The sequence below is a fragment of the Bifidobacterium sp. ESL0769 genome, assembly GCF_029395495.1.
GTDB lineage: Bacteria > Actinomycetota > Actinomycetes > Actinomycetales > Bifidobacteriaceae > Bifidobacterium.
The window spans coordinates 2,455,476-2,468,684 of sequence record NZ_CP113918.1; the positions used below are offsets into that span (position 1 = coordinate 2,455,476).

Annotated in this window: 4 protein-coding genes; 2 read left to right on the forward strand and 2 right to left on the reverse strand. The window is 63.5% G+C overall.

Annotated features, from left to right (window positions below; all coding sequences use genetic code 11):
- Nucleotides 1-81: 81 nt before the first annotated feature.
- Nucleotides 82-5,448, forward strand: coding sequence for a BspA family leucine-rich repeat surface protein (locus OZX72_RS09415; RefSeq protein ID WP_277158428.1), 5,367 nt, complete (start codon nt 82-84; stop codon nt 5,446-5,448).
- 743 nt (nt 5,449-6,191) lie between these two features.
- Here the strand turns inward: OZX72_RS09415 and OZX72_RS09420 are convergent.
- Nucleotides 6,192-6,398 (reverse strand): hypothetical protein, encoded by a 207-nt coding sequence (locus OZX72_RS09420; protein WP_277158429.1) that lies wholly within the window; start codon nt 6,396-6,398, stop codon nt 6,192-6,194.
- 637 nt (nt 6,399-7,035) lie between these two features.
- Between OZX72_RS09420 and OZX72_RS09425 the strand changes: the two genes are divergently transcribed.
- Complete coding sequence (locus tag OZX72_RS09425) at nt 7,036-12,498, forward strand: BspA family leucine-rich repeat surface protein (RefSeq protein WP_277158430.1); 5,463 nt, start codon at nt 7,036-7,038, stop codon at nt 12,496-12,498.
- 280 nt (nt 12,499-12,778) lie between these two features.
- On the opposite strand, the gene OZX72_RS09430 is transcribed toward OZX72_RS09425, so the two are convergent.
- Complete coding sequence (locus OZX72_RS09430) at nt 12,779-12,961, reverse strand: hypothetical protein (protein WP_277158431.1); 183 nt, start codon at nt 12,959-12,961, stop codon at nt 12,779-12,781.
- Between the last annotated feature and the right edge of the window lie 248 nt (nt 12,962-13,209).

A 13,209-nucleotide genomic window follows, 5' to 3' on the forward strand; every position in this document is an offset into this window, starting at 1 on the left:
ACACGGTCTCTAAAAGCCGAGAAATCTCCAAAATACAGGCAACCTCGGCAATCCGCACGATCCACGCAATCCAAGCACCCCTTGCTATCAACCACCACCCCCACGTTGCTCGCCAAAGCCGCTCTGCCCGCCAGCCCAAGTCCAATCGGCCCCGCCCCCAACCTCAACAAACGCAACTCCCCGCAGACCCGCAAAACACCCGCACCCGCAGTGGCCCAGCAACCAGTAGCCCAGCAACCAGTAGCCCAGCAACCAGTAGGCCCGCAGTCAACCAACCCGCAGCCCGAGTACGTACACATCTTCAGCCCCGAGGTCATCGACGTCGCCGGCCACGCCGACACCATATACGGCCAAGCCACCTGGGTCGCCCTAGTGACCTGCCCCGCGGGCACCCCGCACACCTCCGCCAACCAGCTAGGAAGCAACAGCGCCTGCCGGAAAACCGAAATGCTCACCGAAAACCACGGCGGCGGAAACAGCTCCCCGTCCCACTTCATCTGGGGCACCGGCTACGAATTCGGCGGCGGCAACGGCCACACGCTGGGCCCTAACGACTTCTCGCAGGGCATCGGCTACTACGACATCTGGGCCTGGGCCCAGAACAGCTCTGGCTACAATAGCACCGCGCCCGTGCCCGTGCTCACCAGCTATTACAGCGGCGGCACCTACGGCTCCTACGGCACCCCGCTGCCCAGCACCTCCACCGGCTACGTCCCGCCGCCTGCCCCTTCGGCCACCAGCGTCAGGTTCAACTACGACCTGAACGGCATGTCCGGCAGCTGGAACGGCTACCAGCAGATCGACACCACCTATACCGGCGGCTCGATCACCCTGGTCGACCCGCCTTCGCACCCGGACTGGCAGGTCTTCGACGGCTGGACCTTCGACGGCTGGGATAACGTGAGCCCCGGCAAGACCTATACATACGGTGCGCGTGCCAACGAAACCCACACCGTCAGGGCCCGCTGGCACGTCCGGCCCGACACAGTCACCATCAAATACCAGGACAATACCGGCTCCGGCTGCGGCATGCCCGGCAACCAGACCGTCGACAGCGCTAACTACAGCAGCACCACCCTCTCCGGCCCGTACTCCTGCCCGGCGTACATTCGCTTCGACGGCTGGACCATTAACTACACCGACTACAGCACCTACGGCACGTTCAACTTCCCCCAGCACACCACTGGAACGTACACCGCCACCGCGCGCACCCACATCAACTACACGACAACCTACGTGGTCTATCACCTCAACGGCCTGCCGGCCAACCAACCCGCCACCCAGTCCGTCAACACCACCTATTCTTCCGGCATCGTCCATACCGCCGGCGCCCCGACCGGCATGCCCTCCTGGGTCGCGTTCGACGGCTGGTACTTCAACGCCCCAGGCAGCGGTTCCAACGAAGCGGACAGCGACCTCTCTTTCGTCCAGCAGAACGACGGCACCTGCCACCTGTACGCCGAATGGCACGTCATCACCACCAATGTCACCGTCACTTACAACATGGGCACCACCGGCTGCGCCACACCCGCCGACCAGCACCTCGACAGCACCACCCACACCAGCGGCACGTTGGCCGGCACCCCGCCTGGCACCTGCGCCGCCCATACCGCCTTCGTGGGCTGGACCATCAACGGCACCGACTACGCCCCCGGCGGCACGTTCACGTTCCCCCAGCATTCCACCGATACCTACACCGCCACCGCGCGAACCCGCACAGTCAACACGCCCACAGGCCTTACGGCCACCTACCACATAGCCGGCGACACCGTAACCCTGTCCGGCAGCGCAAACGCCCAAGCCGGCGACAAAATCACCGCCTGCATGACCGACACCAACGACGGCACCACCCCCTGCCTGCCCGCCATCACCGCACCATCCGCCAACAGCGCCTGGCAATGGACCGCCACCTTCACCGCCAGCGACTACGCCACTAGATACGGCTACGGCCACCAGCACCACTTCACCGCCAAACTCACCAGCGGCACCGCCGACAGCGCCATCGCCGACCTCAAGGGCACGCTTCCCTGGATGACCGTCACCTACGACAAAGGCACCGCCACCGGCACCACCCCCCACAACACCAACGCCCTTGTCGACACCGCCGCCGGCAAAGCCACAATCGCCGTCCCTGCCCAGAGCGGCATGACCGCCCCCACCGGCGCATGGTTCGAAGGCTGGAAGAACCCGGACGGCACCCTCACCTGGCAGGCCGGCACCGCCTCCATCCCCACCAACACCAGCGGCGCCACCACCGGACCCGACGGGCACACCACCCTCACCCTCACCGCCCAATGGCACGTTGTCCCCGCACCCACCGGCGTCACCGCACGCTACAGCCACACGGATGGCTACGTCTACCTGACCGCCACCGGCCTGCAAGCCGGCGTCACCGGCTGGCAAATACAGGTCAAACCCACCCCAGCCAACTACTATTACCAGTCTGCGTATAACACGTCCACGACCGGCCAGTCCTACTATTACAGTTCATATTTCACACCTGGCACCACATGGACGGCCCAGGCCAGAGCCACCTACACCGACCCTAGCGGCAACAGCGTGACCAGCGACTGGAGCACCGAGTCCACCGGCATCCTGCCCTATATGAACGTCATCCTCAAACCCGGCAGCCAACAGGCACCCGGCGGCGACACCACAGCCAAGGCCCTCATCGGCACCGGTGACTCCAACGCCTACGTAAACCTGCCCTCGGGCACCGGCACCAAGCCCACAGGCATGGACTTCGCCAAATGGGCCACCCACGCCGACGGCACCGGCGACACCTATCAGGCCAACCCCGGCACCGCCATACCCGTCGCCTCCGGCACCCCCGGAGCGAACGGCGAGACCCGGCTGACCCTCTACGCCCAATGGATCTACATCGGACGCCCGCCGGCACCCGGCCACTGCAGCGATTCCACCGGCTGGAGCCAATGGGGCACCAGCGCCACCCAGCCCGCCATACCCGGCATCGACCATCAGAATACGGGCGCCGTGTGCTACACCATCGTCGACGAAGGCACCACCCTGCGCCTGACCGGAGGCACCAGCCCCGACTGGCAATCCGCGGCCGACATCCCCTGGAACGCCCAGAAACGAAACATCACCAAAATCTCGATCGAAGGCGACCTCACCCTCACCAGCAGCAATTACGACCCCAGGCAAAACCCTTTCAACGAAATGTCTGCACTGACCGCCCTCGACAGCGGCGGCCACCGGGTCACCATCGACGGCAACGGCGGCTACTGGGCGTTCTCCGACGATACCAGCCTGACCAGCCTCGACCTGACCGGCTGGCAGATCAACGACAGCGCCAACCGTTATGTCAGTCTGAGGAACATGTTCATGTATTGCACGCGCCTGGCCAGTCTGAAAGGCCTCGACGACTGGGACACCGGCTACGTCACGTCCACCGAGGGCATGTTCAGCAACTGTTCCGCCCTGACCGGCCTCGACCTCTCCGGCTGGAAAACCGCGCGGCTCAGTGACGTCGGCGACATGTTCTATGGCACCGGCATCACCGACCTCGACCTCTCCGGCTGGGACACAACCCACATCTGCTATGCCTATTTCTACCACATCCAGGACATGCTGCCCTCGGGCCTGAAACGCCTCCGCCTCGGGCCCCACGCCAGGCTGCCCGAACACGATGCCGGCGGATCTTCCTCCCAGATATTCGCCATGGTGGACGCCACCCACACCTGGCACGAATGGGACTGGCCTAAAGGCCACCACCCCAGTGACCTCGGGCTTCTCGGCCTGAATAGCCAGACACGCGGCGACGGAACACTAGCCACCCTCGAGGCCCGCGCCGACAGCAACCCCACCGGCGTCTATATTCGCGATGACGTCACCCCCACCTGGACCGACCTCACCTACAACCTCAACGGCGGCACAGGCGACGCCAGCCTGTTCACCCAGCCCGGCGCGGCGGCCACAGGCTCGACACCCAAGCGCGACGGGCTCGCCATCGACACCACCTTCAAGGACGGCGAATACACGATCCCCGACGGCACGGCAGACACTGGCAACGCCGCCCACCACATCACCGGCAACAAGCCACAGAACCTCTTCCAAGGCTGGACCATCGACACCGGCAACGTCACCGCCAACGCGTCCGGCGGCACCGCCACGGTCAGCAACCACACCATCACCGCGGCCAAGGGCGCCGGCGGCACGGCCACCATCACCGCCCAATGGACCCCGGCCCCACAGGCCATGCCCGGCACCCCGGCCGTGTCCGTCACCCCGGACACCACCGACCAGGGCGGCGTCAGCGTCAGCGTCAGTGCCACACTCGACCAAGCCATGCCGGCCATCGACGCGGTCAACGGCGACCCGGCCAAACCCGCCGTATCCGCCGGCGGCACCGTCAAGATCTGCGCCAAACCCGCCAGCCAGAACGACGACTACTACGGCGTGCAATGCCAGGCCAAAGCCAGCACCACCGCCGGCAGCCAGACCATCACCCCCGACGCTTTGGAGCTGCCCGGCAGCGCCCGACAGCACTCCAACACGGCCTCCTTCCCGACTTTCGGCCAGCAGTACACGATGGCCGCCACCTACACGCTCACCGACCCCGTCACCCGCAACCAGATCGAAGCCCCGGCCACGCAGTCCGGCGGCGGGTCCGTTTCCGGCACTTTGGCCTGGCTCAACGCCTCGTTCGACACCAACGACGCCCACGGCGGCAACGGCACCGCGCCCGCAAGCCTCAGCTCCTTCGTCGACACCGCCAGCGGCAAGGCGTGGATCGCCCTGCCCAACGCCACCGCCACCATGAAACCCAACCACTTCGTCTTCGCCGGATGGACCGCCACCGCGAGCGCCACCAACCCCGATACCGGCATGGGCGACCCCGCCAACCGCAACGTCCAGCTGCCCGCCACCACCGGCGCCATCGAGACCCAGACCGTCCTCTACGCCGTCTGGCACAAACTCACCGTCCCCACCGTCACCAGCTTGAAACGCGACGTCTTCCACAACAGGGTCATCATCACCGGCACCGCCGCCCCCTGGACCAGGGATGATGACATATACGTCGAAATCAACCCTCTCGACGGACAGGCCGGGTTCACCCTGGGCTCCTTAAACGCCCGCATCAGCGCCGCGGACGGGCAAGGCCACGGGCTGCCCTACGACGGGCACACCGCACACCCGTGGAAAGCCGAAATCCCCGAAGATCAGATGCCCGCAGGCGGCAGATTCCGCACCCGCACCATGCTCGAGGCCTACGACCACGCCTGGCGAGACGTCAACGACGCCACCTACATCTACAGCGAGTCGGAACTGCGCGCCAATCCGCCCATCGCCGGCCACTACCAGCACGCCCTGCCACTCACCGGCGGGCAACGCACGCAGCTGATCGTCGCCCTCGTTCTGGTCGGCGTCCTGCTCATCGCCGGCAGCCAGTTCGTCCGCAACCGCAGACGCTGGCACCACCAGTAGAGACTTCCTGCCCTGCGCCCCACCCGGCCGGGCAGGAAACAATCGGATGCCGGTACGGACTCAAACAACACCAAACCAACCCCGCGCCGGCATCCACCACACAACCAACTGCGCAATGTCGCGCACCGATCGCCAACCAACACCTGGCTGAAAGGGGACACCAGACAGCACTACTCCCTTGCAACTCAGCCTCTTACGCCCGGTAACCATCACAACCACACCACGCGCGCAAGCCGGTGAGCCACGACACCGAACCGACGGCACCATCAAGACACCACCAACCTAGCGGACAGAGGCGAAGTTGCATCAACAATCCGGCCATTGATTACCAGCTTCATCAGACCGGTGCACAGAGGCCCCGAGTACAAACCGCGACACGCCGATAGATGGTGCGGTTTCGCTACGTTTTTGATCCGCGTCAAATCCTTCCACCGCCCTACAAAATGTAAGGCAAAGTAAGACGGCAAACGTTCCACGCGATTCACGACAGCGACGCCGGGAACCCCGATCCGCCATACAATACCGGGTTGAGTTTGGGCGGAAGGGCCCCTAATGTTTAATAGATAGTTGCGGTGTTGTATAGAAATCGTGATGCATTACACGACGTCGCGTTTTGAAGTTTAGAAGAGTCTGAAGTAAAAAGGGTGGGTTCCTTATGAGTGTCATCAACAGTCTCATTGCACTGACATTGTGCATAGCCACGGGAATCGTACCCCCCCCCCGCAAAATGAACCGTCACTAAATCAGTCAAACAATTCAAATTCGGTTGCGACCTCCAGCCAGACCGTCACCTCCAATTCGGCTACCGCAGCCACTTCCACTTCCGTCTCCGCATCATCGACGATCCAGACCCAAGCTTCTTTAACATCTTCATCTTCTTCCGCCACCTCTTCAACTACCGCCGGCCTCACCCACACCAACGCGGCCGCCACCCCCACAGCCAAACCCAAAACCCTAGGCACCCTCGCAACAAAAGACTTCACCAACGCATCCAAAACCCTCGCCACATTCCTACAAAGAATGAAGCAACCAGCCCGTCAAACCACTGATAGCCACCAGATCAAGCCAATCGGTATCACAGAATCTAAGTCATCTACAACCAGCATCCTTCGGGCCACAACACCCCTGCCCGCCAAGCAGAGCCCGGTCGGTCCCAAAACCGCTTCCCCGCTGACACGAGAAGCGTCTGAAGCAGGTATTCAAGTCGGTCGTACTGTGGGCCCGCAATCCTCATGCACTCCACAAAACGGCGGATGGTACTCGGTGGATTGGAACCTGGGATCGGACTGTACCCTCACCCTCGCCGCACATACGTACAAATCCCAATATGATCCTTCTGAGCATAATAGACCTAATAGACCCGTGTTCGGCGACCCTTCCACACCCGGCACTGTTGCACACGACACCACCTCTATAAACTTCCAACGTGGCTACCATCCCTTCCATGATACAATCGGTACCACGCTTATCAGTATGCTCATTTTTGAGAACATGGATAGGATGTTCAGTGGCTGGCCTTCATTGCAACGTGTTTACAGTTCAGGCCCCAAATCCCCTCATAATGACAGTGATACTGATTTTGATAATATGTATAATCGTATAGAATGGGATTCGGCTGCTTCCTTGTTCGCGAATGACCATGCCCTCACATCAGTCAGCCTGCAAGATGTTTTCAACTACGGCGGAGACGTATCGAACATGTTCGCGGGATGTGAGAACCTCACCTCTATCGATTTCAGTGATCTAAGTGGTAATCAGTACAACAAATCTACTTATGGCATGCTGCCTCCTAATCTCAAGACCCTTAACTTGACACGATCCGCTTACAACCACGATACGGTTCCAGCACTGCACACCGATATGTTCGCGAACATGCCTTCAGGGACCCGGTGGAACGGCACCATAGCCCACCCAGGAAACAACCAATGCGCCTACGCTACCGGCGGCATGACAAGCAGCCAGCTGGCCGACCTCAGCGCACAGCACTACCCGTGGGAGGGTGGAACATTCACCAACACCAACGGTCAGATATCGTGCGCGACGGTCAACATCTACGCGAATGGGGGCACAGCCAACCACCCCTCCGTGCTCCACGTGGACACAGCCAACCAGTCCGGGTACATGGACCTCTACGCCTCCAACCGCCTCTCCTCCAACAGATACGGCGGCCTCTTCCGATACTGGAGCAGAAGCAGCAACGGCCCGCAGGCCTACGGGTCAGGCGGCTACTATCTGAACTCCGGCGACAACAGCACATACTCGCTCTACGCCATATGGGGCGACGTGCCCACACCCGGTGGCGTGACCGCCGCCTGGTCGCACGCCACCGGCAAAGTCACACTCTCCGGAACAGGCCTGCCCGCCTACACCCAAAAAATCAATTTCCGCTACTGGCCCGACAGCAACGCAGGCACGGCCTTCGACACCGGATGGATATCCGGCGCATCCGCCCAAGTCAGCGACACCGGATGGACACCCGGCAAACAATGGCAGGCACGGGTACAGGCACAAGTCCAAGACCCCATCACCGGCAACTACACCTACAGCCCCGAAAGCAGCACCGACAACGGCAAAGGCATCCTGCCCTGGATGACCGTCAGCTACGACAAAAACGGTGCAACCGGCTCGTCACCAGGCACCCAGTCCATGTTCGTCGACACATCCTACAACACCGGCCATCTCACCATGCCCCATCTCGCCGGCATGACACCACCGGCAGGCAAGATGCTCGACGGATGGCAGACCGCCGCGGATGGCGGCACCCAATACGCCGGCACCACCGACGTCTCCACCTCCACTGGTACCACCGACGCCAACAACCACACTGCACTCACCCTCTACGCCCGCTGGATCGTGGCTCCCGTCCCCACCGGTGTCACCGCACGATACAGCCACACCGACAACCGCATATACCTCACCACCACCGGACTCGACTACCGCGCCACCAGCTGGAACATCCGTTACAAACCCGACCCAACCAGCTCCTGGCTCGGGACCACCAACACCTCCACACGGGGAGAGACCTACAGCACCAACCCTACCGACCCCGGCACAGCATGGACTGTCCAAGCCCAAGCCATCTACCCCGACGGCACCAGCTCATGGAGCAGTGACTTTACCGGCACCCTGCCATGGATGACCGTCAGCTTCGACAAAGGCACCGCCACCGGTACAGCCCCTAGCGACAAAAACGCCCTGGTCGACACATCCACCAACAAGGCCACACTCACCATCCCCGGCCAAGGAAGCATGACTGCACCCAACCATGCCTGGCCTGACTTCACCGGCTGGAAGAACAAAACAGGCACCCTCACCTGGCAGCCCGGCCCCACCGACATCCCCACCAACGTTGACGGCGCCACCACCGGACCCGACGGGCACACCACCCTCACCCTCACCGCCCAATGGCACACCGTCACCGCGCCCACCGGCCTCACGGCCGTCTACCGGCACACCGACGACAAGATCGTCCTCACCGGCACATCCGACGTCGCCTCCGGCGACAAGATCACCGCCTGCATGACCGAAGGCACCGGCGACACCGCCTGCCAGCCAGCCATCACTGCACCCGGCACCAACAGCGCATGGCAGTGGACCGTCACCTTCCCGTCCAACGAGTACACCGACAGGTACGGCTACGGCCACCAACACCACTTCACCGCCAAACTCACCGAAAACAACGCCGACAGCGCCACCACCGATCTGCAAGGCACTCTGCCCTGGATGACCATCAGCTACCAGCATGGCGAAGGTGCCACTGGCACCACACCCGACACCAACGCCCTGACCGACACGGCCACCGGCAAAGCCACCATCACCATCCCCGGCCCCGACGGACTCACCCACCCCCACATGTGGCTCACCGGCTGGCAGAACACCACCGGCGGCCCCGTCTGGCAGCCCGGCAGCAGGGACATCCCCACCAACACCGACGGCGCCACCACAGGACCCGACGAGCACACCACCCTCACCCTCACCGCCCAATGGCGCACCGTCACCGCACCCACTGGCATCACCGCACGCTACAGCCACGCGGACTACAACCGCGTCTATCTGACCGCCACCGGCCTCCAAGCCGGCATCACCGACTGGGATATCCAGGTCAAACCCACCGCCACCAGCTACTACCGGTCCGCGTGGAACACGTCCACGACCGGCCAGTCCTACTATGACGGTTCAGATTTCACGCCCGGCGACACATGGATGGCCCGAGCCCGCGCCATCTACACCGATTCCTCCGGCCATACCGTCAGCAGCGACTGGAGCACCGAATACACCGGTGTCCTGCCCTACATGGACGTCACGCTGAAACCCGGCGACGGCACCGGCGCCGACGCGCACACCAAAGGCCTCGTCGACTCAAGCGACCACAACGCCTACCTCACCCTGCCCAAGGCCACCGACCAGGGCATCAGCCCGCCGGCGGCCATGAACTTCGACCGTTGGGACACCCGCGCCGACGGCACCGGCACCGCCTACCCCATGGGGCAGGCCGCCATCCCCACCAGCCTCGGCACCCCAAACGGACAAGCCACCAACGTGACACTCTACGCCCAGTGGAAACAAAGCACCCCCACCGCCACACCAGGCAACTGCACCGCCGGCGGATGGAACACCTGGGGCGCACCCGGCACCCCAACACCGGGACTGACCCCGGCCGACTCGCGTGCCGTGTGCTGGACCATCGACAACGGCGACACCCTCCGCCTCTCCGGCGGCACCAGCCCCCAATACACCAGCAGAACCTTCCCCTGGACCACACAGAAGGACACCATCGCCAAGATCTCCATTGAAGGCGACCTCACCCTCATCAGCAACAACTACGGCAACGACGGACCCTTCGAACTGATGGGCAACCTCACCAGCCTCACCGACAACCACCACACCGTCACCCTCGACAAAACAGCCGCCGGAAGCCTCTTCTGGAACGACTCACGGCTCACCAGCCTCTACCTGTCCGGCTGGAAGACCGGCACCGCCACCACCATGGCCAACATGTTCTCGGGCTGCTCCGGCCTCAAGACCCTGACCGGCCTTGACCACTGGGACACCAGCCACGTCACCAGCACATGGAACATGTTCGACTACGACGGCCGGCTCACGGACCTGGATCTCAGCGGCTGGGACACCAGCCACGTCACCGAGATGAGCTACATGTTCGAAGGCTGCGACTCCATGGCGGACATCGACCTGACCGGCTGGAACACCCAAACGCTCCACGACTCCTACTATGGCGGCATGGGCGGCCTGCTGCCCCGCAACGTCAAACGCCTCCGCCTCGGCCCCAACGCCAGGCTCTTCACCAAAGACTCCGACGACCCCTTCACAAACGTGGACGCCACCCACACCTGGCGCGAATGGGACTGGGCTAAAGGCCACCACCCCAGCGACCTCGGACCCGTCGGCCCAACGTCAGGGACACCCGGCGACGGCACTCTGGCCACCCTCAAGACACGAGCCGACAACCACCCCGAAGGCGTCTACATCCGCGACGACGTCAACCCCACCTGGACCGACCTCACCTACAACCTCAACGGCGGCACCGGCGACACCAGCCTGCCCGCCCAGATAGGCCAGGCCGCCAACAGCGGACAGCCCAAGCGCGACGGGCTCGCCATCGACACCACCTTCAAAGACGGTGCTTACACCACCGCCGCCCCCACCCACATCACGGGCAACAAGCCCTACCAGCTGTTCAACGGATGGACCATCGACACCAGCGGCATGACCGGCGGCACAGCCACCATCAGCAACCACACCATCACCGCATCCAAGGGCGCCGGCGGCACCGCCACCGTCACCGCGCAATGGACCCCCGTCCCGGAAGCCACACCCGGCACACCCCAAGTGACGGTCACCCCGCGCACCACGGACCAGGGTTCCGCCGGCGTAGGCGCCACCGCCACGTTCAACACGGCCATGGACGCGATCACCGACCCGGCCAAGCCCGCCATAGCGGCCGGAGGCACCATGAACGTATGCGTCAAACCCAGCAGCCAGACCGCCGACTACACGCCCGGCCAATGCCAGGCCAAGACAAGCACCACCGCCGGCAGCCAGACCATCACCCCCGACCCGTTCACACTGCCCGGTTCCCTGACCGGAGGACAAGACACCACCTTCCCCGCACCCGGCGAGGAGTACACACTGGCCGCCACCTACACCACCCACGACCCACAGACCCGCAACCAGATCGAATCCCTGGCCTCCCAGAACGGCGGCGGGATCGCCACCGGCACCCTGCCATGGCTCAACCTGACCTTCGACACCAACGACACCCACGGCGGCAACGGCACCCCACCCACAGCGCTCCAGTCGTTCGTCGACACCGCCACCGGCAAGGCCTGGGCCTCCCTGCCCAACGCCACCGGCACCATGAAACCCGGCAACGCCGTCTTCGCCGGCTGGGCCACCACCGCGAGCGCCACCGACCCCGACGCCGGCATGGGCGACCACGCCAATCGCAACGTCCAGCTGCCCGCCACCACGGGAGCCACCGAGACCCGGACCACCCTCTACGCCGTCTGGCACAAGCTAGGCGCGCCCACCGTCACCGGCATCAAACGCAGCGCCCTGGCCAACACCGTCACCATCACCGGCACCGCAATCCCCTGGACCGGCGAGGACGACATCACCGTCGACCTCACACCCCTCGACGGGCAAACAGGCCTCACACCCGCAGGCACACGCCACGCGACCATCAGCACCACCGACGGCCAAGGACACGCGCTCGCCTACGACGGGCACACCGAACACCCATGGACGCTCACCCTGCCGGAGAACGAGCTGCCCACACGAGGCCGATACCGCACCGACGCCAAGCTCGAGGCCCACGATTACCAATGGCGCGACACCAACGCCGACCTCCACCCGCACAGCGCCGTCGCCAGTACACAATCCAACCTCCCCGGACACCACCAGCACGCCCTGCCCCTCACCGGCGGGCAACGCACCATGCTCATTATCGCTCTGGCCCTCCTAGGCGTACTGTTCACCGCAGGAAGCCAGGTCGCCCGCAACCGCAGACGCTGGCACCACCAATACCAATAGAAAGCACAGGCAAACCAATGAACAGCAACAAACAAACACACACGTAACAACCCGCACGGGCCAGCGGCGACAGCACTGCCCACGCCAACCAATAAGACTTCCCGCCCATGCCGTACCCAACCAACCGGCCAGGGCGGGAACAACAAACCGGGTGCCGGCACGGGACCAACACACCAACAACCAACCCCGCGCCGGCACCCACACCCACCAACACAACCAACGAGCAAAACAACCACTTCATTAAAGGAGACGCCAGAAAAGCAAAAGACCACCAAACAACTCACAACCAACACCAACCACCCCATGAAAGGAACCGCCAGACAGCAAACCCCACAACTCCGCGAAGGCCGGCCGCACCAGCCGTCACCACAGCCCATGTCATCGGACGAACGGACAGCGGCACCCACCCGACCGCCGGCATCACAAACCCGGCCACACCCAGCCAGCGAACGCCGCTACTCATCCCGATCGACCGGGCCACACGCAAATCCAAACCCCTAATACAGGCACAAGGGGCCAAGCTTTTATGCCCAAATCGCGACACGCCGAAAGACACCGCGGTTTCACTACGTTTTAAAGCAGCGTCAAATCCCTCCACAAGCCCACGAATTGTAAGGCAAAAGAGGACGGCAAACGTTCCACACGACCCCCGGCAACGACGCCGAGAAGCATGATTCGCCATACAGCCCCGTGTTGAATTTGGGCGTAAGA

Coding starts and splice junctions, on each gene's coding strand:
- OZX72_RS09430 (WP_277158431.1), bottom strand. CDS start 12,961: ATGAGTAGCGGCGTTCGCTGGCTGGGTGTGGCCGGGTTTGTGATGCCG.
- OZX72_RS09425 (WP_277158430.1), top strand. CDS start 7,036: ATGTATAATCGTATAGAATGGGATTCGGCTGCTTCCTTGTTCGCGAAT.